General features: G+C 67.4%; 25 protein-coding genes and 2 tRNA genes. 23 read left to right on the forward strand and 4 right to left on the reverse strand.

Annotation, left to right across the window (positions count from 1 at the left end; all coding sequences use genetic code 11):
* Positions 1-26: 26 nt before the first annotated feature.
* The 3 genes from CSC65_RS03595 to CSC65_RS03605 form a co-directional block, all read right to left on the reverse strand.
* Entirely contained in the window at positions 27-1,901 is a 1,875-nt protein-coding gene (locus CSC65_RS03595) for a DUF885 domain-containing protein (RefSeq protein ID WP_162408618.1), read from the reverse strand.
* A gap of 241 nt (positions 1,902-2,142) precedes the next feature.
* On the reverse strand, positions 2,143-2,925 hold the full coding sequence (locus tag CSC65_RS03600) for a queuosine precursor transporter (protein WP_162408619.1): 783 nt from the start codon (positions 2,923-2,925) through the stop codon (positions 2,143-2,145).
* Positions 2,922-3,599 carry a DUF502 domain-containing protein gene (locus CSC65_RS03605; RefSeq protein WP_162408620.1) on the reverse strand — a complete coding sequence of 226 codons (678 nt, stop codon included), beginning with the start codon at positions 3,597-3,599 and terminating at the stop codon, positions 2,922-2,924. The genes CSC65_RS03600 and CSC65_RS03605 overlap by 4 nt, the downstream gene beginning before the upstream one ends.
* Positions 3,600-3,667: 68 nt before the next feature.
* Between CSC65_RS03605 and CSC65_RS03610 the strand changes: the two genes are divergently transcribed.
* Entirely contained in the window at positions 3,668-5,053 is a 1,386-nt protein-coding gene (locus tag CSC65_RS03610; RefSeq protein ID WP_162408621.1) for a hypothetical protein, read from the forward strand.
* Here CSC65_RS03610 and CSC65_RS03615 read toward each other — a convergent pair.
* Positions 5,029-5,508, reverse strand: coding sequence for a DUF4442 domain-containing protein (locus tag CSC65_RS03615; RefSeq protein WP_162408622.1), 480 nt, complete (start codon positions 5,506-5,508; stop codon positions 5,029-5,031). The genes CSC65_RS03610 and CSC65_RS03615 overlap by 25 nt on opposite strands.
* Before the next feature lie 156 nt (positions 5,509-5,664).
* Between CSC65_RS03615 and accD the strand changes: the two genes are divergently transcribed.
* The 22 genes from accD to rimP all read left to right on the forward strand — a co-directional run bounded on the left by accD (position 5,665) and on the right by rimP (position 26,926).
* On the forward strand, positions 5,665-6,558 hold the full coding sequence (gene accD / locus CSC65_RS03620) for an acetyl-CoA carboxylase, carboxyltransferase subunit beta (protein WP_162408623.1): 894 nt from the start codon (positions 5,665-5,667) through the stop codon (positions 6,556-6,558).
* A complete protein-coding gene (gene glmM, locus CSC65_RS03625) occupies positions 6,555-7,913 on the forward strand; it encodes a phosphoglucosamine mutase (protein WP_162408624.1) in 1,359 nt (452 codons plus the stop codon). Before accD ends, glmM begins: the two co-directional genes overlap by 4 nt.
* A gap of 97 nt (positions 7,914-8,010) precedes the next feature.
* Positions 8,011-8,964, forward strand: a complete 954-nt coding sequence (locus CSC65_RS03630; RefSeq protein WP_162408625.1) for an isopenicillin N synthase family dioxygenase — start codon at positions 8,011-8,013, stop codon at positions 8,962-8,964.
* Between the two features lie 97 nt (positions 8,965-9,061).
* On the forward strand, positions 9,062-9,820 hold the full coding sequence (gene tpiA / locus CSC65_RS03635) for a triose-phosphate isomerase (RefSeq protein ID WP_162408626.1): 759 nt from the start codon (positions 9,062-9,064) through the stop codon (positions 9,818-9,820).
* A 32-nt stretch (positions 9,821-9,852) separates the two neighbouring features.
* Positions 9,853-10,305, forward strand: a complete 453-nt coding sequence (gene secG / locus CSC65_RS03640) for a preprotein translocase subunit SecG (RefSeq protein ID WP_162408627.1) — start codon at positions 9,853-9,855, stop codon at positions 10,303-10,305.
* Between the two features lie 43 nt (positions 10,306-10,348).
* A tRNA-Leu gene (locus tag CSC65_RS03645) sits at positions 10,349-10,433 on the forward strand.
* Positions 10,434-10,732: 299 nt separating this feature from the next.
* Entirely contained in the window at positions 10,733-11,089 is a 357-nt protein-coding gene (locus CSC65_RS03650) for an NADH-quinone oxidoreductase subunit A (protein ID WP_162408628.1), read from the forward strand.
* A complete protein-coding gene (locus tag CSC65_RS03655) occupies positions 11,080-11,655 on the forward strand; it encodes a NuoB/complex I 20 kDa subunit family protein (protein WP_162408629.1) in 576 nt (191 codons plus the stop codon). Before CSC65_RS03650 ends, CSC65_RS03655 begins: the two co-directional genes overlap by 10 nt.
* A gap of 32 nt (positions 11,656-11,687) precedes the next feature.
* Entirely contained in the window at positions 11,688-12,443 is a 756-nt protein-coding gene (locus CSC65_RS03660) for an NADH-quinone oxidoreductase subunit C (RefSeq protein WP_162408630.1), read from the forward strand.
* Between the two features lie 8 nt (positions 12,444-12,451).
* Entirely contained in the window at positions 12,452-13,768 is a 1,317-nt protein-coding gene (locus tag CSC65_RS03665; RefSeq protein ID WP_162408965.1) for an NADH-quinone oxidoreductase subunit D, read from the forward strand.
* Positions 13,765-14,292: an NADH-quinone oxidoreductase subunit NuoE gene (nuoE, locus tag CSC65_RS03670; protein WP_162408631.1), complete on the forward strand. Its 528-nt coding sequence runs from the start codon at positions 13,765-13,767 to the stop codon at positions 14,290-14,292. Before CSC65_RS03665 ends, nuoE begins: the two co-directional genes overlap by 4 nt.
* Before the next feature lie 11 nt (positions 14,293-14,303).
* Complete coding sequence (gene nuoF / locus CSC65_RS03675; protein WP_162408632.1) at positions 14,304-15,674, forward strand: NADH-quinone oxidoreductase subunit NuoF; 1,371 nt, start codon at positions 14,304-14,306, stop codon at positions 15,672-15,674.
* Positions 15,671-17,920, forward strand: a complete 2,250-nt coding sequence (nuoG, locus tag CSC65_RS03680; protein ID WP_162408633.1) for an NADH-quinone oxidoreductase subunit NuoG — start codon at positions 15,671-15,673, stop codon at positions 17,918-17,920. Before nuoF ends, nuoG begins: the two co-directional genes overlap by 4 nt.
* Positions 17,917-19,008, forward strand: coding sequence for an NADH-quinone oxidoreductase subunit NuoH (gene nuoH, locus CSC65_RS03685; RefSeq protein ID WP_162408634.1), 1,092 nt, complete (start codon positions 17,917-17,919; stop codon positions 19,006-19,008). The genes nuoG and nuoH overlap by 4 nt, the downstream gene beginning before the upstream one ends.
* 3 nt (positions 19,009-19,011) lie before the next feature.
* On the forward strand, positions 19,012-19,500 hold the full coding sequence (gene nuoI, locus CSC65_RS03690; RefSeq protein ID WP_162408635.1) for an NADH-quinone oxidoreductase subunit NuoI: 489 nt from the start codon (positions 19,012-19,014) through the stop codon (positions 19,498-19,500).
* Positions 19,501-19,507: 7 nt separating this feature from the next.
* On the forward strand, positions 19,508-20,152 hold the full coding sequence (locus tag CSC65_RS03695; protein ID WP_162408636.1) for an NADH-quinone oxidoreductase subunit J: 645 nt from the start codon (positions 19,508-19,510) through the stop codon (positions 20,150-20,152).
* A 2-nt stretch (positions 20,153-20,154) separates the two neighbouring features.
* The gene (gene nuoK / locus CSC65_RS03700; protein WP_162408637.1) at positions 20,155-20,466 is read left to right on the forward strand and encodes an NADH-quinone oxidoreductase subunit NuoK; all 312 of its coding nucleotides are present in this window, start codon (positions 20,155-20,157) and stop codon (positions 20,464-20,466) included.
* 247 nt (positions 20,467-20,713) lie between these two features.
* The gene (gene nuoL, locus CSC65_RS03705; RefSeq protein WP_162408638.1) at positions 20,714-22,864 is read left to right on the forward strand and encodes an NADH-quinone oxidoreductase subunit L; all 2,151 of its coding nucleotides are present in this window, start codon (positions 20,714-20,716) and stop codon (positions 22,862-22,864) included.
* 19 nt (positions 22,865-22,883) lie between these two features.
* Positions 22,884-24,395 (forward strand): NADH-quinone oxidoreductase subunit M, encoded by a 1,512-nt coding sequence (locus tag CSC65_RS03710; protein ID WP_162408639.1) that lies wholly within the window; start codon positions 22,884-22,886, stop codon positions 24,393-24,395.
* A gap of 12 nt (positions 24,396-24,407) precedes the next feature.
* A complete protein-coding gene (gene nuoN / locus CSC65_RS03715; protein WP_162408640.1) occupies positions 24,408-25,856 on the forward strand; it encodes an NADH-quinone oxidoreductase subunit NuoN in 1,449 nt (482 codons plus the stop codon).
* A gap of 164 nt (positions 25,857-26,020) precedes the next feature.
* A tRNA-Met gene (locus CSC65_RS03720) sits at positions 26,021-26,097 on the forward strand.
* Between the two features lie 220 nt (positions 26,098-26,317).
* Positions 26,318-26,926 (forward strand): ribosome maturation factor RimP, encoded by a 609-nt coding sequence (rimP, locus tag CSC65_RS03725; protein ID WP_162408641.1) that lies wholly within the window; start codon positions 26,318-26,320, stop codon positions 26,924-26,926.
* Positions 26,927-26,929: the final 3 nt, after the last annotated feature.

A 26,929-nucleotide genomic window follows, 5' to 3' on the forward strand; every position in this document is an offset into this window, starting at 1 on the left:
CGGAGAACGCGCGCGATGCCGGCAGGTTAACCCGGCGTGGCCTGGGGCGCAGCGCCCTGCTGGCTCGTTATCCATGCGTCGACCTTGGCCTCGAGCACGTCCAGCGGAACCGAGCCGTCCTTGAGCACTTCGGCGTGGAACTGGCGCACATCGAAACGCGGGCCCAGTGCCGCTTGCGCCTTGCGGCGCAGCTCCATGATCTTCAGTTCGCCGATCTTGTAGGCCAGCGCCTGGCCCGGAATGGCCATGTAACGCTCGGTCTCCGACACCGCCTCGACCTGGCTGGTGGCCGAGTTCTCCAGCATGTAGGCGATCACCTGTTCGCGGGTCCAGCCCTTGCTGTGCAGGCCGGTGTCCACCACCAGCCGGATCGCCCGCCACAGTTCGTTCTGCAGGTAGCCGAAGTACGAATAGGGATCCTCGTACAGGCCCAGGTCGCGGCCGAGCGACTCGGCATACAGGCCCCAGCCCTCGGTGAACGCGGTCTCGCCGCCGAAGCGGCGGAACGCGGGCAGGCCGGTCAGTTCCTGCTGCAGGGCCAGCTGGAAGTGGTGGCCGGGAATGGCTTCGTGAAGGAACAGGTCCTCCGCGTCCCAGGTCTTGCGCGTCGGCAGGTCGTAGGTATTGACGTAGAACACGCCCGGGCGACTTCCGTCCTCGCTGGGGCGCATGTAGGAACCACCGGCGGCGGATTGCGCGCGGTACGCCTCGACCGGGCGGATCTCGAAGCCGGCCTTGGGCAGCAGCGAGAACTGCCCCGGAACCTTCGCCATCACCTTCGATTCCAGCCCCCGGTAATAGGCCAGCAGCGCATCTTCGTCGGCGAACTGGAAGCGCTTGTCCTGCTGCATGAAGCGGAAGAACTTCTGCATGTTGCCGCGGAACTTCACCTGCTTCATCACCTTGCGGATCTCGTCGTGGATCCGCGCCACCTCGTCCAGGCCGATCTGGTGGATCTGCTCCGGCGTCAGGTCGGTGGTGGTGCTCTGCCGGGCATTGTGCGCGTACCACGCCGCGCCGTCCGGCAGCGCGCCCATGCCCGCCGTGGTCCGCGTGGCGGGCAGGTAGCGCGTGGCGACGAATCCGCGCAGTCGCCGGTACGACGGCATCAGCCTGTACTCGATCAGCTGCTTGTAGTCGGCGCTCAGCCGTGCCCGGTCCGCCTCGGAAAAGTCGGCCGGCATGTTCCGGATCGGATTCCAGAACAAGGTCTCCTCGGCGGTCGGCTTGATCAGCGCGTCCAGCTGCGGCAGTACCTTCTCCATCAGCGGTCGCGGCTGGACCACGCCGCGGGCCATGCCTTCCTCCATGTTGGCGATGGCCTGCTCGAACAGGACAGGCACCTGCGCGCCGCGCTTGAGCCAGTTGTCGTAGTCCTTGACCGTCTTGAACGGCTGCGCGCTGCTGCCCGAGCCGAGCATGGCCACCAGCGTGGCCGGATTGTTGAACTGGCTGACCGGCAGCATCCAGCCGGGGTAGCGTTCGCCGTCCAGCGCATCGCGCGCATTGCGCACGAAGATCCGGTAGCTGAGCAGGTCCTGGCCTTCCAGCCCGTCCTCGCCGACGGCCTCGACCTTGGCCAGCCAGTCGGCGGCGAAGTCATGGCTGCGCTTGCGGAAATCGGCGGACAGGTAGTTCGGCAGCTGGTCGTTCCAGCGCGGATCGCCCTGGAAGGTGGCCTGCAATGGATTGAGCTTGAGCGAGGCGTCCCAGTATCCGGCGTAGAGCCGCTGCAGCTGCTCGGCCTTGGTCTCGACTTTCTTGGCCGGCTTGGCCTTGGCTTTCGCCGGGCTTGTCGCGGCGGGGCGCTGCGTCTTCTTCTTCGCGGCGGCCGCATTCGGCGGCAGGACGAGGGCGAGGGCGACGGGCAGGGCCAGCCAGCGGAAGCGGGCGAGGGACATGGGCGACTCCGGCGAACGTGAGCACCGGAGAGTGCCCGATCCGGCCGATATCGGCCAGCCCGCGTCGCTGCGCCATTCACGCGCGCGACGCACGCAACGACGGCGGCTTCAGGTTCCCGGTGGCGACGTCATCGCGCGAAGGAAACGATGGATCGCTTCGGGTGGCCAACGTGCTGCAGCGCACATTTGCCGACGTTTCCATGAGCCGCGATGTGGCTTCGCGGCCTGGCCGGCCGTTGGATCACGGGGCGGCGGCGTGTTCGCGCAGCTGTCGCGCCCGGTCCGCGCCGAGGTAGCCGGTGATGATGCGCCGCATCATGTAAAGCAGCGGGATCAAGGCGATCGCCGCGAGCATCTTCCATGCGTAGTTGAGCGTGCTCACCGCCAGGAACAGCGAGGTCGGCCACTTCTGCGGGCCGAGCACGAACGCGATCCAGATCACCACGAAGCTGTCCACCAGCTGCGAGACGGCGGTCGATCCGGTCGCCCTCAGCCAGACATGCCGTTCGCCGGTGGCGCGGCGGATGCGGTGGAACACGGCCACGTCGATCATCTGCCCCAGCAGGAACGCGACCAGCGAGCCGGCGATCGTCCACAGGCCCTGGCCGAACACCGCGGCGAAGGCGAGCTGGTAGTCCGCCACGCCCTGCGCCTGCGCCGCGCCGCGCCACCAGGGCGCGGGCGCCAGTTCGATCGCGGCGAAGGCGAACACGAAGCCGTACAGGATCAGCCCCACCGCCAGCCACGAGATGAACCTGACCCCGCGACGGCCGAAGAACTCGTTGATGGTGTCGGTCATGATGAACACCACTGGCCACAACAGCGTGCCTGCGGTGAAGTTCAGCGAGCCGGCCTGGCCGAACAGGTTCCACTCGAACGGCGCGACGCCGAGTGTGTCCTCGAGCGCGAAGATCTTGACCCCGATGAATTCGGCCAGGGCGGCGTTGACGCAGAAGAACGCGGCCAGGGCGATGTAGAGGCGGACCGCGCGGTCGTCAAGCAGGCGCGCGGCCGGCGAACTCACTTGCGCTCGCCCGCCCGGGTGAACGGCATCGTGTCCGGTGCCACCGCGCCACCGGAGATGATGAAACCCATCGCCTGGTCCACGGTCCAGTCGGTCGGGGTCAACAGTTCGACCGGGACCACTTCGAGGTAGCCCGAGGTCGGGTTGGGCGTGGTCGGCACGTAGACCGCCGCCAGTTCACGGCCGGTGCCCTCTTCCTTCAGCACGCGGGTGACCAGGCCGATGGCCTTCATTTCGCGATGCGGGAAGTCGATCAGGACCACGCGCTGGGTGCTGCCCGGCTTGGTCTGCAGGATGTCCAGCAGCTTGCGCACGCTGGTGTAGACCATGTTGGCCAGCGGCACCTTGGCCATGAACGCTTCGAACCAGCCAAGCAGGCGCTGGCCGATCACCCGCCGCGCCAGCACGCCCACGCCCAGGATCACCAGCAGCGTGGCGACCATGGCGATGGTGTTCTGCACCCACAGCGCCTTGCCCCAGCTCATGTAGTTGGGGAAGGAGTCGGCGATGTTCTCCGAGAGCGGCACCACCCACGGCGCGCTGATGCTCGACAGCAGCACGAACACGAACTTGATGACGACCCAGGTCAGCCAGATCGGCAGCAGGGTCAGCAGACCGGTCACGAACAGTCGTTGCAGCGAGGCGCGCTGCGGCGCTTGGAGGTCGGGGGACATGGGCCGAATTGTACCGCCAGCGACGGTTATGCTGGCGGCCGGCACGGGGGCGTGTCCTGGGGGGAAAGATGGTCCGTCTGTTCAAGGGGCTGCTGCTGGCGGCCGCGGCGCTGGTGCTGTTCGTGGCCGCGGTCTGGCTGGTGTCGCGGGCGATGGGGCCTTCGAAGGCCGAACGCGAGGCGCTGGCACTGGTCGACGCGCCACCACCGGCGGGCGGGAAAGACGGATTCGCCGCGCTGTGGGCGCTCGGCTACGACATACCGGCTTCCGAGCAGGGGCGCGTGCTTGCCGACGATATCCGCAGCCTGGCAGCGCTGTCGCCGCTGGACCTGTCCGCCGGCGGTGGAGCCAGCGCGTGGCGCAGCGCGCGCGAGGCGTGGCCGCGGCTGGGCCAGGCCCGCGACGCCGATCCGGCCTGGTGCGGCCTGCGCGACGCCGGGTGCCTGGAGCGCGTGCGTGCCGCGCCCGACGATTACGCGCGCCTGCTCGGGCATCACGCGCGCCTGCTCGAGCAGGTCGGGGTTCTGTCGGCCTACGACCGTTTCAGCAGCCCGCTGCCCGCGCGGATGGACGCGCCGTTCCCGGAGTTCCAGTGGCTGACCCGCACGCTCACGCGCGACGCCTCGCAGTTCGCCCAGGGGGAGACCGCCGTGGGGCTGGCGGGAGCCTGTGCGGGTGTATCGCAGGGGCGCACGTTGATCGCCGCCGGCGACAGTCTGATCGGCAGCATGATCGGTGCGGCCCTGGTCCAGGGCAACGCGACTTTGCTGGCGGAAATGCTCGCGGAATTGCCGCGTGACCACGCGCTGCCGGCGACGTGCGATGCGGCGTTCGCATTGCCGCTCGGGGTGGAAGAGGCGGCCTGCAGGGCCCTGCTGGCGGAAGGTCGGTTCGCCACCGCCGGGCTGCGTAGCCAGATCACGCCGGCCATCGCGGCCGACGTCGCCCACATGGACTTGCCCACGTGGGGGGCGCGGCTGCTTTTCGACCCCGAGCGCACCGCTGCGCGCAATGCGCCGAAATTCGCCTGGTACTGCAGCGCGCAGGCCCGCGAGTTGATTGCGCAGGACCGCCCGTTACGCGACCCCGCACCGCCGCCCTCGCGCTGGTCGCTGGCGTGCGCCTCCAACCCGATCGGCTGCATCCTCGCCGACATTGCCGCGCCGGCCTACGTCGACTACGGCTTGCGCCTGCAGGATGCCGACGCCCGCCTGCGTACCACGGCCGCGCTGTTGTGGCTGCGCGGACGCGAGGGCGCTATCGACCAGGAGGCGCTGGCGCAGGTGCCGGCGCCGATGCGCAGCCCGGCACGCCCGCTGCAACTCGACCTGGAGGCCGGCACGCTCGGGACCGCGCTGCATGCGAAGCCGCGAACGGAGGAGGGTGGCCTCGATGGCGCCTGGTCGGTGCCGCTGCCCGCCAGCCGGCTTCAGTCCGCCGTCACGTCGCCCTGATCGGGGCGGCGGTCCGGCTTGCGCCGCACGTAGACCTGCTTGCGGACCCGCGCCACCACCTCGCCGTCGGCGTCGACGACCTCGTTCTCGAACCAGCGCAGGTACTTGGCGCCATCGGCGGTGGCCTGGCGGATCTCCTCCAGCACCGCGTCGTCGATGTCGAAGCGGGTCGAGACCGTGCCACGGCCGGGCTTCACGAAGTCGATCGCCCCCGACTGATCCCACACGTAGTAGTCGCGGCCCAGCAAAGGCATCAGCAGCAGCATCCAGAACGGGTCGGTCATCGCGAACAGGCTGCCGCCGAAATGGGTGCGCACGTAGTTGCGGTTCCAGGGCCGCATCCGCAGCTCGACCCGGGCGTGCCGCCAGTCCGGCGAGATCGCGGCCACGTGGATTCCGGTGAACAGGAAGGGCGGCCACAGGTTCATGCCGTGGCGCAGGGTGGAGGCTTTCATTCGCACGCGGGGAGGATGTCGCGGGGGGAGGTGGGCGAGCCTACCATACGAGCTAGTACGGACCCGGGGTGGCCAGGCACCACCGTGGGGCACGTGAGCTAGACTGTCGCCCTTTTCCGGCCGGCGACGGCCCCAGAACGGAACCGACCCTTTCGAATGAGCTGGCTCAGCAAACTGATGCCCTCCGGCATCCGCACCGACAATGCCGCCAACCGCAAGCGCAGCGTCCCCGAGGGCCTGTGGGAGAAGTGCGACCGCTGCGGCGCAGTGCTCTACCGGCCCGAGCTCGAGGAGAACCTGGAGGTCTGCCCCAAGTGCGACTTCCACATGGCGATCCGGGCCCGCGCCCGGCTGGCCTCGCTGTTCGACCCGGGCAGCACGTCCGAGATCGCCGCCACCCTGGCACCCATCGACGTGCTCAAGTTCAAGGACCAGAAGCGCTACGCCGAGCGGATCAAGGCCACCCAGAAGTCGACCGGCGAGTACGACGCGCTGGTAGCGATGCAGGGCCTGCTCAAGGGCCGTGCGCTGGTGGCCAGCTCGTTCGATTTCGCCTACATGGGCGGCTCGATGGGTTCGGTGGTGGGCGAGAAGTTCACCCTTGCCGCCGAGAAGGCGCTGGAGATCGGCTCGCCCTTCGTCAATTTCTCCGCCAGCGGCGGCGCGCGCATGCAGGAGAGCCTGTTCTCGCTGATGCAGATGGCCAAGACCTCCGCGGCGCTGGGCCGGCTGCGCGCGGCGGGGCTGCCCTACATCTCGGTACTGACCCATCCGACCACCGGCGGCGTGTCGGCTTCGTTCGCGATGCTGGGCGACATCAACATCGCCGAGCCGGAGGCCCTGATCGGCTTCGCCGGCCCGCGCGTGATCGAGCAGACCGTGCGCGAGAAGCTGCCCGAAGGCTTCCAGCGTTCCGAATTCCTGCTCGAACACGGTGCCATCGACCAGATCTGCGACCGGCGCGAGCTGCGCGACCGCCTGGCCGACCTGCTGGCGATGATGATGCGCCAGCCGCATCCGGTGGACAGCGACACGCTGGACGCGGCATGAGCACGGCCCGCCGTTATTTCGGCACCGACGGCATCCGCGGCCGGGTCGGCGAGGGCGCGATCTCGGCCGATTTCGTGCTGCGCCTGGGCAATGCCCTGGGCCGCGTACTGGCCGCCTCGCGACCGGGCCGGCGCACGGTGGTGATCGGCAAGGACACGCGCATTTCCGGCTACATGTTCGAGGCCGCGCTGGAGGCCGGACTGGTCGCCGCCGGCGTCGACGTGCAGCTGCTGGGCCCGATGCCCACGCCTGCGGTCGCGTTCCTGACCCGCACCCTGGGCGCCGACGGCGGCATCGTTATCAGCGCCTCGCACAATCCGCACTACGACAACGGCATCAAGTTCTTCTCGGCCGAGGGCGAGAAGCTCGACGATGCCACCGAACTGGCGATCGAGGCCGCGCTGGACGGCGATTTCGTCACGGTCGACTCGGAGAAGCTGGGCAAGGCGGTGCGCGCGCGCGACGCGGTCGGCCGCTACATCGAGTTCTGCAAGGCTTCGGTGCCACGTGGCTTCGATCTGCGCGGGCTGAAGGTCGTGCTCGACTGCGCCCACGGCGCCACATACCACATCGCTCCGTTGCTGTTCCGCGAGCTGGGTGCGGACGTCGTGGCCATCGGTGCTGCGCCGGACGGCCTGAACATCAATGCCGGCGTCGGTTCGATGCATATCGACAACCTCGCCGCCAAGGTGCGCGAGACCGGCTCGGACCTCGGCATCGCCTTCGACGGCGACGGTGACCGCGTGCTGATGGCCGACGATCAGGGCAACCCGGTCGATGGCGATGGCCTGCTGTACGTACTGGCCAAGGCCTGGCAGGCCAGCGGGCGCCTGCGCGGGACGGTGGTCGGCACCCTGATGACCAATTACGGGCTGGAGAAAGCGCTGGCCGAGGCCGGGATCCCGTTCCAGCGGGTCAAGGTCGGCGACCGCTATGTGCACCAGGCGCTGGTCGAGGGTGGCGGCACGCTCGGCGGCGAAGCTTCGGGTCACCTGCTATGCCTGGACCGCGCGACCACGGGCGATGCGATCGTCAGCGCGCTGCAGGTGCTGGACGTGCTCAAGCGCGACGGGCAGGGCCTGCGCCAGGCGCTGGAAGGCTTGTCGATGCTGCCGCAGAAGACGATCAACGTGCGCCTGGACGGGGCCTCGGCTAAGGCGCTGGTCGACGCCGATGGCGTACGCCGTGCACTGCAGGACGTGCAGGCTGCGGTACAGGGCAGGGGCAGGGCGTTCCTGCGTCCGTCCGGCACCGAGCCGGTGGTGCGGGTCACGGTCGAGGCCGATGACGCCGGACTGATGCAGGACAACCTGGACCGCTTGGCTGCGGCGGTCCGCGCCGCCGCCGCGGCCTGACACCAGCGAGAACGCGTGCGCGACCGCGCACGCGACCGAAGAACCAACAGGGCGCGGCGTGGTCGAATCGCTGGCGCCCAGATTCCGGAGTACCCAGATGGCTGCACGCATCCCCACCCTCGACATCACCCGGTTCACCGCGCCTTCCAGCGAAGCCGATCGCGAAGCATTCATCGCCGAGCTCGGCGCCGCCTATCGCGAGTGGGGCTTCGCGGGGATCCGCAACCACGGCATCGCGCAGGCGCGGATCGACGCGGCCTACGACGACTTCAAGCGCTTCTTCGCCCTGCCCGAGGAGGTCAAGAAGCAGTACCACGTGCCCGGCGGTGGCGGTGCGCGCGGCTATACCCCGTTCGGGGTGGAGACGGCCAAGGGCGCCAAGCACTTCGACCTGAAGGAGTTCTGGCACATAGGCCGCGAGATCCCGGACGACTCCAGGTACCGCGCGGTGATGCAGCCGAACCTGTGGCCCGAAGAGGTGCCCGGCTTCCGCGAGCACGGTTACGGTTTGTACGAAGACCTCGATCGCCTGGGTTCGCGCGTGCTGTCGGCGCTGGCCCTGCACATCGGGCTGGCCGAAGACTGGTTCGCCGACAAGACCGACTTCGGCAACTCGATCCTGCGGCCGATCCATTATCCGCCGATCACGGCCGACGACGTCCCCAACGTGCGCGCCGGCGCGCACGAGGACATCAACCTGATCACCCTGCTGGTCGGGGCCAGTGCCTCGGGCCTGGAAGTGCTGTCGCGCAAGGGCGAGTGGGTGCCGTTCACCGCCGATGCCGACACCATCGTGGTCAACATCGGCGACATGCTGCAGCGCCTGACCAACCACGTGTACCCGTCCACGACGCATCGCGTGGTCAATCCGCCGGCCGAGCAGGCGCGCAAGCCGCGCTACTCGGTGCCGTTCTTCCTGCACCCCAACCCCGATTTCCTGATCGACGTGCTGCCGTCCACGGTCAGCGCCGACAACCCGAGCCGCTATCCCGAGCCGATCACCGCGCAGGGCTACCTCGAGGAGCGACTGCGCGAGATCAAGCTCAAGTAACCGGTCGCGGCGGACCGCTCCATGCCTTCGCGGGTGGGCGGCCCATCGTGCCGTACGCGGTATCCTGTCGCGAAATACCGGCTATCAGGGGTGGGGAATGCGTCGCAGGATCGTGGCAGGCAACTGGAAACTGCATGGAACGCGCGCCTTCGCCACCGCGCTGGTCGGGCAGATCGCCGCCGAGGCGCCCGTTCCGGGCGTGGAGCTGGTGGTGCTGCCGCCGCTGCCGTACCTGGGCGACATGATCGAGGATTTCGAGGGTACGCCGCTGGTTTTCGGTGCCCAGGACGTCAGCAGCAACGAGCAGGGTGCCTACACCGGGGAGGTCTCGGCCTCCATGCTGGTCGACGTGGGCGCCCGCTATGGCCTGTGCGGACATTCCGAGCGGCGCCAGTACCACCAGGAGAGCAGCGAGCTGGTCGCGCGCAAGGTCCGTGCCGCGCTCAACGCCGGCCTGCGCCCGATCCTGTGCGTGGGCGAGCGGCTGGAGGAGCGCGACGCCGGACAGGCCGAGGCGGTGATCGCCAGCCAGCTGCAGCCGGTCCTGGACCTGGTCGGGGTGGAAGGTTTCGCCGGCGCGGTGGTGGCCTACGAGCCGGTCTGGGCCATCGGCACCGGCCGGACGGCCAGTCCCGACCAGGCGCAGGCCATGCACGCCTTCATCCGTCGCCAGATCGCCGGGCACGATGCTAGAATTGCCGATTCCCTGCCAATCCTCTACGGCGGCAGCGTGAAGCCCGACAACGCAGGCGCGCTGTTTTCGCAGCCGGACGTGGATGGCGGGCTGATCGGTGGCGCCTCGCTGGTGGCTGCGGACTTCCTGGCCATTGCCCGGGCGGCCGCGACGGCCTCCTGAGCGAATAGAGCAAGATTCGAGACGAAACCAAGATGCTGATGCTGATCCTCAACGTGGTGTACGTGCTGGTGGCGATCGCGATGATCGCGCTGATCCTGCTCCAGCGCGGCGCCGGTGCGGCCGCCGGTTCGGGCTTCGGTGCGGGGGCCTCGGGCACCGTGTTCGGCGCCCGTGGCGCGTCCAACTTCCTTTCCAAGAGCACCAAGTGGCTGGCGATCGTGTTCTTCGGTATCAGCCTGTTCATGGCCTGGTACGCCAGCCACAGCGCCCGCCCGGTCGCGCAGCAGAGCTTGGGCCTGATGGCCGAGCCCGCGGCGCCGGCGCAGGGTGCGCTGGCGCCGGGTGAGATGCCGGTGCCGCCGCCTGCTCCGGCGACCGAGGTGCCTTCCGCTGCTCCGGCCGCTCCGGCGCCCGCCCCGGCCGACACCGGTACCGTGCCGGCGCCCCAGGTCGAGCCGACGGAGACTGCGCCACCCGCGCAGTAAGGCGTACAATGCGCCGCGCTGTGCAGCCGGCGCGCAAGTTTTAGCCCAGGTGGCGGAATTGGTAGACGCACTACCTTGAGGTGGTAGCGACTTAGGTCGTAGGGGTTCGAGTCCCCTCTTGGGCACCACATGAAATGACCGGCGCGCGACGCGTGCCGGGAGTCGGCAAGGCCAAGGCCCGCGTGAAGCGGGCTTTTTTCTTGGTTTTGCGGCGCTGCGACACGGGCGCAAGCGTTTACTACACAGCCGGCCAACGGCTACAATTCCGCTGCTGTGCGCAATCGCGACGGACGGCGCGGAAAGCGACGTCTAATGCATCGCAGGGACGCTTGTGCGGACCTGCGACAGGAAGCAGCAGGTGCTCCGCGGCCTTCGCGGAAACAGACCCAAGCCCGGTGCGCCGGGCAGAGGCAAGAGAGAACCGCACGTGCTGGCCCAATACCTGCCGACCCTGTTGTTCCTGATCGTCGCCACCGGCATCGGCGTGGCGCTGATAATCGTCGGCCACGTACTCGGGCCGCGTCGCCCGGACCCCAGGAAGCTGTCGCCCTACGAGTGCGGCTTCGAGGCGTTCGAAGACGCGCGCATGAAGTTCGACGTGCGCTACTACCTCATCGCGATCCAGTTCATCGTCTTCGACCTGGAAATCATCTTCATCGTGCCGTGGACCCTCGTGTTCCAGGAACTGGGGCCGCGTGCGCTGGTCACCATGGGCCTGTTCGTCGGGATGCTGTTCCTCGGTTTCGTCTACGTCTGGAAGAAGGGAGCTCTCGAATGGGAGTGATCCAAACCATCGATCGCCTGATGACCAACCCGATCCCGGAAGGGCGGGTCGACGACATCCTGCGGCCCGAGGGCGACAACCCGCTGCTCGAGAAGGGCTACATGACCACCAGCGTCGACGCGCTGGTGAACTGGGCGCGCACCGGCTCGATGTGGCCGATGACCTTTGGCCTGGCCTGCTGCGCGGTCGAGATGATGCATGCCGGCGCGGCGCGCCTGGACCTGGACCGGTACGGCGTGGTGTTCCGCCCGTCGCCGCGCCAGTCCGACGTGATGATCGTGGCCGGCACCCTGGTCAACAAGATGGCCCCGGCGTTGCGCAAGGTCTACGACCAGATGCCCGACCCGAAGTGGGTGATCTCGATGGGCAGCTGCGCCAATGGCGGCGGCTACTACCACTATTCGTACTCGGTGGTGCGCGGCTGCGACCGCGTGGTGCCGGTGGACATCTACGTGCCGGGTTGCCCGCCGACCGCCGAAGCGCTGGTCTACGGGATCCTGCAGCTGCAGAAGAAGATCTGGCGCACGCAGACCGTCGCCAAGAAAACCAACACGATCGACCGCTGAACCCACGCCCCTTCCGGAATACGCCAAGCCCCATGGCCGAGCCAGCAGCCTCCTTCGCCCAACGACTGCGCGACCGTTTTTCGGCCGCTGTGGTGACCGTGGCCGAACCCCGTGGCGAGATCACCCTCGAGGCCGCCGGCCCGGACTGGCTGGCGACCTGCCAGGCGCTGCGCGACGAGTTCGGCTTCGAGCAGCTGGTCGCGGTCAGCGGCATCGACTACCTGTCCTACGGCAGCGACGAGTGGGACACCGACGGCGTCTCGAACGGCGGCTTCAGCCGCGGCGTCGAAGGCCAGGGCAGCGGCCGCTTCGGCTGGGGCGAGCAGCCCAGCCAGGAAGAGGAAGGCCGGATCGCGTCCATCGCTTCGATCCCGCAGCGTCGTTTCGCCGCAGTCGTGCACCTGATCTCCTATGCGAACAACCTGCGCCTGCGCCTGCGCTGCTTCGCCGCGGACGACGCGCTGCCGGTGGTGCCGTCGGTCACCGGCATCTGGCCGGGCGCCAACTGGTTCGAGCGCGAGGCGTTCGACCTGTACGGCATCGTCTTCGAAGGCCACCCGGACCTGCGCAGGATCCTGACCGACTACGGTTTCGTCGGCCATCCGTTCCGCAAGGACTTCCCGCTGATCGGCAACGTCGAAGTGCGTTACGACGAGGAGCGCAAGCGCGTGGTGTACGAGCCGGTCACCTCGGTCGAACCGCGCGTGGGCGTACCGCGGGTGATCCGCGACGACGCGCGTTACCAGACCGCAGCCGGCGAAGCCGCGCAGCGGGAGGCCGCCAAGTGAGCGCCCAGATGACCCCGGATACCACGATCCACCAGGCGGGCGGCACCTTCGCCAGCAATCCCGCCGAGGCCCGGCAGGAGATCCGCAACTACACCATGAACTTCGGCCCGCAGCATCCGGCCGCGCATGGCGTGCTGCGCCTGATCCTGGAGATGGACGGCGAGACCATCGTCCGCGCCGACCCGCACGTGGGCCTGCTGCACCGGGGTACCGAGAAGCTGGCCGAGTCCAAGCCGTTCAACCAGTCGATCGGTTACATGGATCGCCTGGATTACTGCTCGATGATGTGCAACGAGCACGCGTACGTGCGTGCCATCGAGACCCTGCTGGGGATCGAGGCGCCGGAGCGCGCGCAGTACATCCGCACCATGTTCGACGAGGTCACCCGGATCCTGAACCACCTGATGTGGCTCGGTTCCAACGCGCTGGACCTGGGCGCGATGGCGGTGTTCCTGTACGCGTTCCGCGAACGCGAAGAGCTGATGGACGTCTACGAGGCGGTCAGCGGCGCGCGCATGCACGCGACCTACTACCGTCCGGGCGGCGTGTACCGCGACCTGCCGGACCACATGCCCAAGTACAAGGAATCCCCCTGGCGCAAGGGCGCCAAGCTCAAGCGCTTCAACGAGGCGCGCGAGGGATCGATGCTCGACTACCTCGAGCACTTCACCCGCGAGTTCCCCAAGCGTGTCGACGAGTACGAGACCCTGCTCACCGACAACCGTATCTGGAAGCAGCGCACCGTCGGCATCGGCGTGATCAGCCCGGAGCAGGCCAAGGCCTGGAGCATGACCGGGGTGATGCTGCGCGGCTCGGGCATCGCCTGGGACCTGCGCAAGAAGCAGCCGTACGCCAAGTACGACACGGTGGATTTCGACATCCCGCTGGGCACCCACGGTGACTGCTACGACCGTTACCTGGTCCGCGTCGCCGAGATGCGCCAGTCCAACCGGATCGTCGCCCAGTGCGTGAAGTGGCTCAAGGCCAACCCCGGCCCGGTCATGGTCCAGAACTTCAAGGTCGCCCCTCCCAAGCGTGAGGAGATGAAGGACGACATGGAAGCGCTGATCCACCACTTCAAGCTGTTCTCCGAAGGCTACTGCGTGCCGGCCGGCGAGACCTACGCCGCGGTCGAGGCGCCCAAGGGCGAATTCGGTTGCTACCTGGTCTCCGACGGCGCCAACAAGCCGTTCCGCGTGCACCTGCGCGCACCCGGCTTCGCGCACCTGTCCTCGATGGACGAGATCGTGCGCGGCCACATGCTGGCCGACGTCGTGGCCATGATCGGTACTTATGACCTTGTGTTTGGTGAGGTGGATCGATGAAGGCCACCGGTAACTTCGAGAACGCGCGCCACGTCGACCCGATGGTCGTCCTCAGCGACGAGACCCGCGCGCACATCGACCACTGGCTGACCAAGTTCCCGCCGGACCGCAAGCGTTCGGCAGTGCTGCAGGGGCTGCACGCCGCGCAGGAGCAGAACGGCGGCTGGCTGACCGACGAGCTGATCGCCGGCGTGGCCAAGTACCTGGACCTGCCGCCGGTGTGGGCCTACGAAGTCGCGACCTTCTATTCGATGTTCGAGACCGAGAAGGTCGGCCGCAACAACGTGGCTTTCTGCACCAACATCAGCTGCTGGCTCAACGGCGCCGAACAGCTCGTCGCGCATGCCGAGAAGAAGCTCGGCTGCCGGCTGGGCGAGTCGACCGCCGACGGCCGCGTCTTCCTCAAGCGCGAGGAAGAATGCGTGGCCGCGTGCTGCGGCGCCCCGGTGGTCGTGATCAACGGCCATTACCACGAGAAGCTCACCGCCGAGAAGGTGGACGAGCTGATCGACGGACTGAAGTGAGGCCACGGAAGATGGCGCACCACACCAAGATTTCAGAGGGCTACGGCCCGGTCGGCCCGGCCCCGAAGGAGCACCAGGCGGTCTACACGACGCTGCACTTCGACAAGCCGTGGTCGTACGAGAACTACCTCAAGACCGGTGGCTACCAGGCGCTGCGGAAGATCATCTCCGAGAAGATCCCGCCGGCCGACGTGGTCGAGATGGTCAAGCAGTCCGGCCTGCGCGGCCGTGGCGGCGCAGGCTTCCCGACCGGCCTGAAGTGGAGCTTCATGCCCAAGGGCGACATGCAGAAGTACATCCTCTGCAACTCGGACGAATCCGAGCCGGGCACCGCCAAGGACCGCGACATCCTGCGCTACAACCCGCACGCGGTGATCGAGGGCATGGCGATCGCCTGCTACGCCACCGGTTCGACCGTGGGCTACAACTACCTGCGCGGCGAGTTCCACCACGAGCCGTTCGAGCATCTCGAGGAAGCCACTGCCGAGGCTTACGCCAATGGCTGGCTGGGCAAGAACATCCTCGGCTCCGGCGTGGACATCGACCTGTACAACGCGCTCGGCGCGGGCGCCTACATCTGCGGCGAAGAGACCGCGCTGATGGAGTCGCTGGAAGGCAAGAAGGGGCAGCCGCGCTTCAAGCCGCCGTTCCCGGCCAATTTCGGCCTGTACGGCAAGCCGACCACGATCAACAACACCGAGACCTACGCCTCGGTGCCGGCGATCATCCGCAACGGCGCCGAGTGGTTCATGAACCTGGGCAAGCCCAACAACGGCGGCTGCAAGATCTTCTCGGTCTCCGGCCATGTCGCCAAGCCGGGCAACCACGAGATCCGCCTGGGCACGCCGTTCGCGGAACTGCTGGAGCTGTGCGGTGGCATGCGGCCGGGCCGCAAGATCAAGGCGGTGATCCCGGGCGGTTCCTCGATGCCGGTGCTGCCGGGCGAGACCATGATGGCCCTGACCATGGACTACGACGCGATCCAGAAGGCCGGTTCGGGCCTGGGCTCGGGCGCGGTCGTGGTGATGGACGACACCGCGTGCATGGTCCGCGCCTGCCAGCGCATCGCGCGCTTCTATTTCAAGGAAAGCTGCGGCCAGTGCACGCCGTGCCGGGAAGGCACCGGCTGGATGTATCGCATGCTGACCCGCGTGGTCGAACACAAGGCGACCCTCGAGGACCTGCAGACGCTGCGCGCGGCAGCCGGCCAGATCGAGGGGCACACCATCTGCGCCTTCGGCGAAGCCGCCGCGTGGCCGGTGCAGGGTTTCCTGCGCCACTTCTGGCACGAATTCGAATACGCGATCGTGAACAAGCGTTTCCTCGTCGACGACGAGCGCGACGGCAAGGTGGTCCGTTCCAACCTGGAGGTGGCCGCGTGAGTGCGCAGCCCGTCAACCCGAACCTGCCGCCGGACCACGTCACCGTCTTCATCGACGGCGTCGAGATGGCCGCGCCCAAGGGGTCGATGATCATCCAGGCCGCGGACAAGGCCGGCATTCCGATCCCGCGTTTCTGCTACCACGACAAGCTGGCAGTGGCCGCGAACTGCCGCATGTGCCTGGTCGATACCGAAGTGGGCGGCCGCTCGGCGCCGAAGCCGTCGCCGGCCTGCGCAACCCCGGTAATGGACGGCCTGAAGGTCTTCACGCGCAACGAGAAGGCGCTCAAGGCCCAGCGCAATGTCATGGAATTCCTGCTGATCAACCACCCGCTGGATTGCCCGGTCTGCGACCAGGGCGGCGAGTGCGAGTTGCAGGACGTGTCGCTGGGTTACGGACGCTCGGTCAGCCGTTACGTGGAGCGCAAGCGCGCGGTGCCCGACGAGGACATCGGCCCGCTGGTCGCCACCGAGATGACCCGCTGCATCCATTGCACCCGCTGCGTGCGGTTCACCGGCGAGATCGCCGGCACCTACGAGCTGGGCGGCATGTACCGTGGCGAGAACCTGCAGATCGGCACCTACGACGGCAAGCCGCTGACGACCGAGCTGTCCGGCAATGTCGTCGACGTGTGCCCGGTCGGCGCGCTGACCAACAAGGTGTTCCAGTTCCGCGCGCGTCCATGGGAGCTGGTGGCGAAGGAATCGCTCGGCTACCACGACGCGATGGGTTCGAACCTGTACCTGCACGTGCGCCGGGGCGAAGTGCTGCGCACGGTGCCGCGCGACAACGAAGCGGTCAACGAGTGCTGGCTGTCCGACCGCGACCGCTATTCGCACCAGGGCCTGTACGCGGCCGACCGTGCCACCGTGCCGATGCGCAAGGTGGACGGGCAATGGCGCGAAGTTTCCTGGGCCGAAGGCCTGGCCGCGGCGAGCGACATCCTGCGCGCCCACGCCGGTGATGCATTGGGCGTGCTCGCCCATCCGGCGACGTCGAACGAGGAAGGCGGCCTGCTGGCGTTGCTGGCCGGCGAGCTGGGCAGCGGCAACCTCGACCACCGCATCGGCAACCGCGACTTCTCCGATGGCGCCGTGGCCGAGCCGTTCGCCGTGCCGCTGGCCGAAGTCGGCCAGGCCGACGTGGTCGTGCTGGTCGGCAGCAACCTCCGTCACGAACTGCCGCTGCTGCATGCACGCCTGCGCCAGGCGCAGGTCAAGCGCAACGCCCGCATCCACGCGATCAATCCGGTCGACTTCGATTTCACCTTCGCCCTGGCCGGCAAGCACCTGGTGCCGCCGTCGCGCTTCGCCGACGTGCTGGGCGACACCGCTCTGCGCGACGCCGCCAAGGCCGCGACCCGTGCGGTGGTGATCGTCGGTTCGATCGCCGAGAACCATCCGCAGGCCGCCGCGATCCGCGCTGCCGCGCGCGATTTCGCTGCTGCCACCGGCGCCTCGCTGTGCCGCATCCCGCAGGGCGCCAACGCCGTGGGCCTGGCACGCGCCGGCGTACTGCCGACTGCGCGCGACGTCGACGGCATGTTCGCCGAACCCCGCGGTGCCTACATTTTGTACGGCATCGAACCGGGCCTGGACTTCGCCGATACCGCTGCTGCCTTGAAGGCCTTGAACGCCGCGCAGGTCGTGGCTTTCAGCCACTTCGCCTGCGAGTCCACCCGCGCGGTCGCCGACGTGATCCTGCCGGTAGGCGCACTGCCCGAAGTGGAAGCGACCCTGACCAACCTCGACGGCATCGAACAGCCGGCGCGCGCCGGTGGCAAGCTGCCCGGCCAGGCCCGCGAGGGCTGGCGCGTGTTGCGTGCGCTGGGCGGTGAACTGGGACTGTCGGGCTTCGGATTCACCGACCTGGCGGGCGCACGCGCGCTGCTCGAGGGCGGTCGAAAAGTGGAAGTCCGGGCCGGTCGCGCCGGCGTCGCCGGCAATGCCGGCCTGGAGCTGGCGCTGGTTCCGGCGATCTATCGCACCGATGCGGTCGTGCGTCGTGCGCCGGCACTGCAGGCGCACCCGCTCAGCCTGGAGCCACGCATCGTGCTCAACCCGGACGATGCGGTCGCCGCCGGCCTGGCCGACGGAACCGTCGCCAAGGTCAGGGGCAGCGACGGCACCGCGACCCTTCCGGTGGTTGTGGATCCGGGCGTCGCCGCGGGCGTGGCATGGATCGAAGGCGGCCACGGCGCCACCGCGCCGCTGGGCGCGGGCCGGGTCGAGGTGGTGAAGCCATGAACGAACTGCTGATCAACGCGGTCGGTCCACTGCGCGAATGGTTCTTCGGGCTCGGCGAACTTGGCCCGGCGCTGTGGATCGTGCTCAAGATCCTGGTGATCGCCATGCCGGTGATCATCTCGGTCGCGTTCTACGTGGTGTGGGAGCGCAAGCTGATCGGCTGGATGCATGCGCGCCACGGGCCGATGTACGTGGGCATGGGCATCTTCCAGGCCTTCGCTGACGTGTTCAAGCTGCTGTTCAAGGAAGTCATCCAGCCCAGCAGCGCGCACCGGGTGATGTTCCTGATCGCCCCGTTGATCGTGCTGGGGCCGGCGTTCGCGGCATGGGCGGTGGTGCCTTTCGACTACCAGCTGGTGCTGTCCAACGCCAATGCCGGCCTGCTGTACCTGCTGGCGATGACGTCGCTGGGTGTGTACGGCGTGATCATCGCGGGCTGGGCCTCGAACTCGAAGTATGCGTTCCTCGGCGCGATGCGTTCAGCCGCCCAGGTCGTCAGCTACGAGATCGCGATGGGCTTTGCCCTGGTCGGCGTGCTCATCGCCGCCGGCAGCCTCAACCTCACCGACATCGTGATGGCGCAGGCCGGCGACGCGGGCTTCTTCGAGTGGTTCTGGTTGCCGCTGATGCCGCTGTTCGTCGTCTATTGGGTGTCGGGCGTGGCCGAGACCAACCGCGCGCCGTTCGACGTGGTCGAGGGCGAGTCGGAGATCGTGGCCGGCCACATGGTGGAGTATTCGGGTTCGGCGTTCGCGCTGTTCTTCCTCGCCGAATACGCCAACATGATCCTGGTCAGCTTCCTGATCGCGTTGTTCTTCCTCGGTGGCTGGCTGAGCCCGCTGCAGGGCTGGGTGACCGGTGACGTGTCGCCCTGGATCGACTGGATCTGGAAGGGGGGCTGGCCGTGGCTGCTGGCCAAGGCGTTCTTCTTCGCCAGCGCCTATATCTGGTTCCGCGCGAGCTTCCCGCGCTACCGCTACGACCAGATCATGCGCCTGGGCTGGAAGGTCTTCATTCCGATCACCATCGCCTGGATCGCGGTTACCGCGCTGCTGGTGTTCTACGGCGTGTTCGAGAAGGGCGCCTGACCGATGAGCAAAGTCGTCCATTACTTCAAGAGCCTGATGCTGCTGGAGCTGCTCCGGGGCCTGGGCCTGACCCTGCGCTACCTGTTCCGTCCCAAGTACACGCTGATGTACCCGATGGAAAAGTTCCCGCAGTCGCCGCGCTTCCGTGGCCTGCACGCGTTGCGCCGCTACCCGAACGGCGAGGAACGCTGCATCGCCTGCAAGCTGTGCGAGGCGGTCTGCCCGGCGCTGGCCATCACCATCGATTCGACCAGGCGCGAGGACGGCACCCGCCGCACCACGCGCTACGACATCGACCTGTTCAAGTGCATCTACTGCGGCTTCTGCGAGGAAAGCTGCCCGGTGGATTCGATCGTGGAGACGCACGTGCTGGAGTACCACTTCGAGAAGCGCGGCGAGAACATCGTCACCAAGCCGCAGCTGCTGGCCATTGGCGACCGCCTTGAGGCGGAGATCGCCGAACGCCGCGCGGCCGACGCCGCTTACCGCTGAGGCCACGATGGACTGGATCAAGATCGCCTTCTACGCCTTCGCCGCCACCGCGGTCGTTTCCGCCGGTGCCGTGATCAGCGTGCGCAACCCGGTCAACGCGGTGCTGTGCCTCATCCTCACCTTCTTCTCCGTCGCCTGCGTCTGGCTGCTGGTCGGTGCCGAGTTCCTCGGCGTGGCGCTGATCCTGGTCTACGTGGGTGCGGTGATGGTCCTGTTCCTGTTCGTGGTGATGATGCTGGACATCGACGTGGCCGCGCTGCGCGAGGGCTGGGTGAAATTCCTGCCGGTGGGCATGGTGGTCGCGGTGGTCATGCTGGTGCAGGTGCTCACCCTGCTCGGTGTGCGTGCCCGTGCCGCGGCGCCGTTCCCGGAGAACGCAGCGTCGATCGCCGCCGATGCCTCGAACACCAAGTGGCTGGCCGGCTACCTGTTCACCGATTTCATCCTGCCCTTCGAGTTCGCCGCAGTGATCCTGACCGTCGCCGTGGTCGCGGCGGTGATGATCACCCTGCGCAAGCGCACCGGCATCAAGACCCAGAACCCGGCCGAACAGTCGCGGGTCAAGGCGTCCGACCGCTTGCGCATGGTTTCGATGCCGGCCGAGAAGCCGGCGCCGCCCGCCTCGGCGGCCGAAGGGGAGGGTCAGGCATGATCATGGCCGGCATTACCCTCGGACACCTGCTGGCATTGGGCGCGGTGCTGTTCTGCATCAGCATGGCCGGCATCTTCCTCAACCGTAAGAACGTCATCGTCCTGCTGATGTCGATCGAGCTGATGCTGCTGTCGGTCAACATCAACTTCATCGCCTTCTCGCGCGAGCTGGGCGATGCGGCGGGGCAGATCTTTGTCTTCTTCATCCTGACGGTGGCCGCTGCCGAGGCGGCCATCGGCCTGGCCATCCTCGTCGCGCTGTTCCGCACCCGCGGCACGATCAACGTCGGCGAGGTGGATACGCTCAAGGGCTGAGTCCCCGCGAGCCACCGGCTCGCGTGACCCAGCGCCCGGCCATGGATGGGCGGGCAGGGTTCCCCGGAACCCGCGTGGGGCCGCCATGGATGGCGGGAATCAGTGATTGCGTGGCGCTCCGGCTTCCGGAGCGATGCATCCGGCAAGGCAACGCGCCGGCGAGAATTTGGAAGTTGCGGCATGCGCAGGCGAAGGACCCCGGTCCCGCGTCGCACCGACAGGCACGTACTGGATTAGACGGCACACCATGATGATCTCCAAAACCCACCTGCTGCTGATCGTGCTGGCCCCGTTGCTGGGCAGCATCGTGGCTGGCCTGTTCGGCCGCCAGGTCGGCCGCAAGGGCGCCCAGTACGTCACCATCCTCGGCGTGGCCGCCAGCTGCGCGCTGTCGATCTACGTCCTGTACCAGCTGGTGGCGGGCGGCGCGTCGCCGTTCAACCAGAACGTCTACACGTTCTTCGAGGTCGGCAGCTATTCGGCCCATGTCGGCTTCATGGTCGACCGCCTGACCGCGATGATGATGGTGGTGGTCACCTTCGTCTCGCTGCTGGTCCACATCTACACCATCGGCTACATGGCCGAGGACCCGGGTTACCAGCGCTTCTTCAGCTACATCTCGCTGTTCACCTTCAGCATGCTGATGCTGGTGATGAGCAACAACTTCCTGCAGCTGTTCTTCGGCTGGGAAGCGGTGGGCCTGGTGTCGTACCTGCTGATCGGCTTCTGGTTCAAGCGGCCGAGCGCGGTGTTCGCCAACATGAAGGCGTTCCTGGTCAACCGGGTGGGCGACTTCGGATTCCTGCTCGGCATCGCCGGGGTGATGCTGTGGTTCGGCACGCTGGATTACGCGACCGTGTTCGCCAATGCGCCGATGATCGCGGGCCAGCATGTCCAGATCTTCAGCGGGCACCCGTGGAGCATCGCGACCATCATCTGCATCTGCCTGTTTATCGGTGCGATGGGCAAGTCGGCGCAGGTGCCGCTCCACGTGTGGCTTCCGGACTCGATGGAAGGCCCGACCCCGATCTCGGCGCTGATCCACGCCGCGACGATGGTGACCGCCGGCATCTTCATGGTGGCGCGCATGTCGCCGCTGTTCGAACTGTCCGACACCGCGCTGCTCTTCATCCTGTTCATTGGCGCCACGACCGCGTTCTTCATGGGCCTGATCGGCATCGTCCAGAACGACATCAAGCGCGTGGTCGCCTATTCGACCCTGTCGCAGCTCGGCTACATGACCGTGGCGCTGGGCGTTTCGGCGTACTCGGGCGCGGTGTACCACCTGATGACCCACGCCTTCTTCAAGGCGCTGCTGTTCCTGGCGGCCGGTTCGGTGATCATCGGCATGCACCACGAGCAGGACATGCGCAGGATGGGCGGGCTGCGCAAGTACATGCCGATCACCTACTGGACCAGTGTGATCGGCACCCTGGCCCTGGTCGGCACGCCGTTCTTCTCCGGCTTCTATTCGAAGGACACGATCATCGAGGCGGCCGCGCTGCACGCGCACGAGACCCACCACTGGATCGCGACGTACGCCTACTGGGCGGTACTGGGTGGCGTGATCGTGACCAGCTTCTACAGCTTCCGCCTGCTGTTCATGGCCTTCCATGGCAAGGAACGGTTCCGCGACGCGCACGCCGGTCACGGCCACGACGACCATGCCCATGCCGAGCATGCGCACGGCGACCACGTCCAGGGCGATGTCGCCCATGCGGATGGCAGCCACGGCCACGACGACCATGGGAACCACGGTGCGCACGAGCCGCACGAGTCGCCGTGGGTGGTCACGGTGCCGCTGATCCTGCTGGCGATCCCGTCGGTGCTGATCGGCTTCTTCACCGCCGGTCCGATGCTGTTCGGCACCACCTGGGGCGGAGACCACCATGCAGCGGCCATTCCCGGCCAGCTGGTGACCTTCTTCACGGGTGCCATCGATTTCACCGACCCTGCGCGCGACACCATCGCCCGGGTCGGCGAAGAGTTCTGGCACGGCCCGGTCAAGTACGCGACCCACGGCATGATGATGCCCGCCTTCTGGCTGACGGTCGCCGGCTTCCTGCTGGCCGCGCTGTTCTACCTGTGGAAGCCGGACCTGGCCGGTCGCGCGCGTCGCACCTTCGCGCCGGTGGTGCGGATCCTCGAGGAGAAGTACGGCTTCGACCACCTCTGGATCAAGGGCTTCGCCGGCGGCGGCGTCAAGCTGGGTCGCGTTTCGCGCTGGATCGACAGCACCCTGATCGACGGGGTCATCGTCAACGGCAGCGCGCGCGTGGTCGACCTCGCCGCGTCGCTGTTGCGCCGCACCCAAACCGGTTACCTCTACCACTACGCCTTCGCGATGATCATCGGCCTGATTGCACTCCTGGCCGTCCTCATGCGGTTCTGGCGCTGACTGTACGGAAGAACGAGACGTGGCGAACACGCACCTGCTTAGTGTCCTGATCTGGCTGCCGGTCCTCGGCGGCGCGCTGATCCTCGCCCTGGGCAACGCCCGGGCGTCGGCGGCGCGCTGGGCGTCGCTGGCGGTGGCCCTGGTCACCTTCCTGCTGAGCCTGGGATTGCTGACCGGCTTCGACTACGCAAATCCGGGCATGCAGTTCGTCGAACAGCACGCCTGGATCCCGTCCTACGGCATCCACTACAACCTGGGCGTGGACGGCATCGCGATCGCGCTGATCCTGCTGACGACCCTGGTCGGCGTGCTGGCGCTGATCGGCGCCTGGGGCGTGGTCAACAAGCGCGTGAACCAGTACGTAGCCTCGTTCCTGGTCCTGCAGGGCGTGACCGTGGGCATCTTCGCGGCGACCGACGCGATCCTGTTCTACGTGTTCTTCGAGGCCATGCTGATCCCGATGTTCCTGATCATCGGCGTCTGGGGCGGGCCGCGGCGCATCTATGCGGCGATGAAGTTCTTCCTCTACACCTTCCTCGGCTCGGTGCTGATGCTGGTGGCGCTGGTCTACCTGTACCTGAAGGGTGGCAGCTTCCAGCTCGCCGACCTGTATGCGCTGCCGCTCACCGCCAAGGAGCAGACCTGGATCTTCTTCGCCTTCATGATCGCCTTCGCGGTCAAGGTGCCGATGTTCCCGGTCCACACCTGGCTGCCGGATGCGCACGTCGAGGCCCCGACCGCCGGTTCGGTGATCCTGGCCGCGATCGCGCTGAAGATCGGCGGCTACGGTTTCCTGCGCTTCAACCTGCCGATCACCCCCGACGCGGGCCACGAATGGGCCTGGCTGGTGATCACGCTGTCGCTGATCGCGGTGGTCTATGTCGGCCTGGTGGCGCTGGTCCAGGACGACATGAAGAAGCTGGTCGCGTATTCGTCCGTGGCGCACATGGGCTTCGTCACCCTGGGCACCTTCATCGCCTTCACCCTGGTCCGCGACTTCGGCTCGCTCGATGCCGCGCGGCTGGGCCTGCAGGGCGCCATGGTCCAGATGGTCTCGCACGGCTTCGTCTCCGGCGCGATGTTCACCTGCATAGGCGTGCTCTACGACCGCATGCACACCCGCCGGATCGCCGACTACGGCGGCGTGGCCAACGTGATGCCCTGGTTCGCCGCGTTCTCGATGCTGTTCTTCATGGCCAATGCCGGCCTGCCGGGCACGAGCGGTTTCGTCGGCGAGTTCATGGTGATCCTGGCCAGCTTCCAGAAGCACCCGATGATCGCGTTCCTGGCCGCCACCACCCTGGTGATCACCGCCGCGTACACGCTGTGGCTCTACAAGCGGGTGTTCTTCGGCGAAGTGGGTAACGCGCACGTGGCCGAAATGAAGGACATCAATGGCCGCGAGATCCTGGTCCTGGGCGTGTTCGCCGCCGGTACTTTGCTGCTGGGCGTGTGGCCCAAGCCGCTTACCGACCTGATGGAACCGTCGATCGCGCAACTGGCGATGCAGATCGCCAACAGCAAGCTGTAAGGATTCCAGAAGATGACCACAACTCCCGCGATGCCGTCCGCCGCCGAGCTCCTGCCACTGCTGCCGGAGCTGGTGATGGTCGGCGGCGCCTTTGCCCTGCTGATCATCGACCTGTTCATCGATGCCAGGCACAAGGTCTGGACGCATTTCCTGTCGGTGCTGGTGCTGGTGGTGGTGCTGGCGATGCTGGCCACCGGCACGGGCGGGCAGGGCGTGGTGTTCAATGGCATGTTCGTGCGCGACACCGCCGCCGACGTGATGAAGCTGGCGATCGTGCTGATGAGCGGCCTGACCCTGGTCTACGGCTGGAGTTACCTGCGCGAACGCAAGCTGTACCAGGGCGAGATCCCGGTGCTGGTGCTGTTCGCCACCGCGGGCATGATGATGCTGGTCTCGGCCGGCAGCCTGGTGATGGTCTACCTGGGCCTGGAGCTGCTGGCGCTGTGCTCGTACGCCCTGGTCGCCGCCGACCGCGACAACGGCAAGGCTACCGAGGCGGCGATGAAGTACATCGTGCTCGGTTCGCTGGCCTCGGGCCTGCTGCTGTACGGCATGTCCCTGGTCTATGGCGCGACCGGCAGCCTGCATCTGGATGCGATCAACGCCGCCATCGGCGGTTCCGACGAGCGCACCCTGCTGCTCACCGGCACGGTGTTCATGGTCGCCGGCGTGGCCTTCAAGCTCGGCGCGGCGCCGTTCCACATGTGGCTGCCGGACGTGTACCAGGGCGCCACCGCACCGGTCGCGCTGTTCGTGAGCTCGGCGCCGAAGCTGGCCGCGTTCGGCATGGCCTACCGCCTGCTCGAGGTGGGCGTGGGCCCGCTGGCCGACGAATGGAAGTGGCTGCTGGCCGGACTGGCCGCCGCTTCGCTGGTGATCGGCAACCTGATGGCCATCGCCCAGACCAACCTCAAGCGCATGCTGGCGTACTCCACCGTCTCGCACATCGGCTTCCTGCTGATGGGCCTGGCCGGCGGCGACGAGCGCGGCTACGCGGCGGCGCTGTTCTACGCGATCGCCTACGCGCTGATGTCCACCGCGGCCTTCGGCGCGATCATCGCGCTGTCGCGGCAGGGTTTCGAAGCCGAGAACATCGACGACTTCAAGGGCCTCAACGCCCGCAGCCCGTGGATGGCGGGGCTGGTGCTCTGCATCATGGCCTCGCTGGCTGGCGTGCCGCCGTTCCTGGGCTTCTGGACCAAGTTGGCCGTGCTCGGCGCGGCGGTGCAGGGCGGGATGCTGTGGCTGGCCCTGCTGGGCGTGCTGTGTGCGGTCATCGGCGCGTTCTACTACCTGCGCGTGATCAAGGTCATGTACTTCGACGAGCCCGTAGGCGCGCCGCTGCCGGCGCACAACGACCGCGTGCTGGGCGTGGTGCTGGGGGTCAACTCGCTCGGCCTGCTGGCGCTGGGCCTGGCCTGGAACCCGATCATGGTGTGGTGCCAGCGGGCGTTCGTGTAAGTCCGCTGCGGATGGCCCGTCGGGGGCGGTGGCGCCTGCAAGGGTTTCTGTGCGAAACCCGGCGACCGTGCCGGGGTGTTACTCCAGGGCAATACGATTATTTGCATCGGGTGAGTGACAGGGCTTGCAATAGTCCGCGTTAATCACCATAATTCCGCTTCTGCTGCGGGGTGGAGCAGTCTGGCAGCTCGTCGGGCTCATAACCCGAAGGTCGCAGGTTCAAATCCTGCCCCCGCTACCATGTTTCGCGGTTCCGTTTTCCGGTTCACTGTATGGATACGGACCCGCAAGCCTGGGCTTGCAACGACGCATGTTCCCGTCGTTGCGCCGATTCCAGCATCATCGGATGGGAAGCCCAGATAGGGCTCCTGTCGGACACGGGGCCCGGTCGGGCCCTTTGTCGTTTCCGGGGCCCGGAAAAGTCGTCGCCGTTCCGTTTCCGCGTTCGAGAAACCGCCGCAATGAGCGAGAAGCACAGCGAAATCACCGAGCTGCTGGGCCCGACCATCGAGTCGCTGGGCCTGGAGCTGCTGGGCATCGAATACCTGCCGGCCCCTGGCGGCGCGACGTTGCGCCTGTACATCGATGTTCCGGCAGGCGAGGGCGGCGAGCCCGAGCGGACGGTGACCATTGAAGACTGCGAGTCGGTCAGTCGCGAGGTTTCGGCGCAGCTGGACGTGGCCGATCCGATCTCCAGCAACTACACGCTGGAAGTGTCCTCGCCGGGCCTGGACCGGCCGCTGTTCACCGCCGCGCAGTTCGCCCGTTTCGTTGGCGAAGAAGCCAAGGTCGGCCTGAAGCTGCCGCAGGATGGCCGTCGCCGCCTGCAGGGCCGGATCCTGCGGGTCGAGGCCGGCAACGTGGTGTTCGGCCTGGACGGCGTCGAGTTCGTCGTCGCGGCCGACAACATCGACAAGGCGCGCCTGGTGCCCGACTGGGCGGCCATGGGCCTGGCGCCGAACAAGAATTCGCCCTCGAAGGGCAAGCCCGCCAAGGGGCAGGGCAGCAGCACGAACACTGGCAAGCAACCCTCCACCAAGCCGGCGGCCGGCAAGCCGCACGCGGAGTAAAGA

Source organism: Pseudoxanthomonas daejeonensis, assembly GCF_010093205.1.
GTDB classification, from domain to species: domain Bacteria; phylum Pseudomonadota; class Gammaproteobacteria; order Xanthomonadales; family Xanthomonadaceae; genus Pseudoxanthomonas; species Pseudoxanthomonas daejeonensis.

Bases quoted from the DNA above. Each gene is read 5' to 3' on its own strand.
- CSC65_RS03595 (WP_162408618.1), bottom strand. From the start codon at position 1,901: ATGTCCCTCGCCCGCTTCCGCTGGCTGGCCCTGCCCGTCGCCCTCGCC.
- CSC65_RS03605 (WP_162408620.1), bottom strand. From the start codon at position 3,599: ATGTCCCCCGACCTCCAAGCGCCGCAGCGCGCCTCGCTGCAACGACTG.
- CSC65_RS03610 (WP_162408621.1), top strand. From the start codon at position 3,668: ATGGTCCGTCTGTTCAAGGGGCTGCTGCTGGCGGCCGCGGCGCTGGTG.
- CSC65_RS03615 (WP_162408622.1), bottom strand. From the start codon at position 5,508: ATGAAAGCCTCCACCCTGCGCCACGGCATGAACCTGTGGCCGCCCTTC.
- accD (WP_162408623.1), top strand. From the start codon at position 5,665: ATGAGCTGGCTCAGCAAACTGATGCCCTCCGGCATCCGCACCGACAAT.
- glmM (WP_162408624.1), top strand. From the start codon at position 6,555: ATGAGCACGGCCCGCCGTTATTTCGGCACCGACGGCATCCGCGGCCGG.
- CSC65_RS03630 (WP_162408625.1), top strand. From the start codon at position 8,011: ATGGCTGCACGCATCCCCACCCTCGACATCACCCGGTTCACCGCGCCT.
- tpiA (WP_162408626.1), top strand. From the start codon at position 9,062: ATGCGTCGCAGGATCGTGGCAGGCAACTGGAAACTGCATGGAACGCGC.
- secG (WP_162408627.1), top strand. From the start codon at position 9,853: ATGCTGATGCTGATCCTCAACGTGGTGTACGTGCTGGTGGCGATCGCG.
- CSC65_RS03655 (WP_162408629.1), top strand. From the start codon at position 11,080: ATGGGAGTGATCCAAACCATCGATCGCCTGATGACCAACCCGATCCCG.
- CSC65_RS03660 (WP_162408630.1), top strand. From the start codon at position 11,688: ATGGCCGAGCCAGCAGCCTCCTTCGCCCAACGACTGCGCGACCGTTTT.
- CSC65_RS03665 (WP_162408965.1), top strand. From the start codon at position 12,452: ATGACCCCGGATACCACGATCCACCAGGCGGGCGGCACCTTCGCCAGC.
- nuoE (WP_162408631.1), top strand. From the start codon at position 13,765: ATGAAGGCCACCGGTAACTTCGAGAACGCGCGCCACGTCGACCCGATG.
- nuoF (WP_162408632.1), top strand. From the start codon at position 14,304: ATGGCGCACCACACCAAGATTTCAGAGGGCTACGGCCCGGTCGGCCCG.
- nuoH (WP_162408634.1), top strand. From the start codon at position 17,917: ATGAACGAACTGCTGATCAACGCGGTCGGTCCACTGCGCGAATGGTTC.
- nuoI (WP_162408635.1), top strand. From the start codon at position 19,012: ATGAGCAAAGTCGTCCATTACTTCAAGAGCCTGATGCTGCTGGAGCTG.
- CSC65_RS03695 (WP_162408636.1), top strand. From the start codon at position 19,508: ATGGACTGGATCAAGATCGCCTTCTACGCCTTCGCCGCCACCGCGGTC.
- nuoK (WP_162408637.1), top strand. From the start codon at position 20,155: ATGGCCGGCATTACCCTCGGACACCTGCTGGCATTGGGCGCGGTGCTG.
- nuoL (WP_162408638.1), top strand. From the start codon at position 20,714: ATGATGATCTCCAAAACCCACCTGCTGCTGATCGTGCTGGCCCCGTTG.
- nuoN (WP_162408640.1), top strand. From the start codon at position 24,408: ATGACCACAACTCCCGCGATGCCGTCCGCCGCCGAGCTCCTGCCACTG.
- rimP (WP_162408641.1), top strand. From the start codon at position 26,318: ATGAGCGAGAAGCACAGCGAAATCACCGAGCTGCTGGGCCCGACCATC.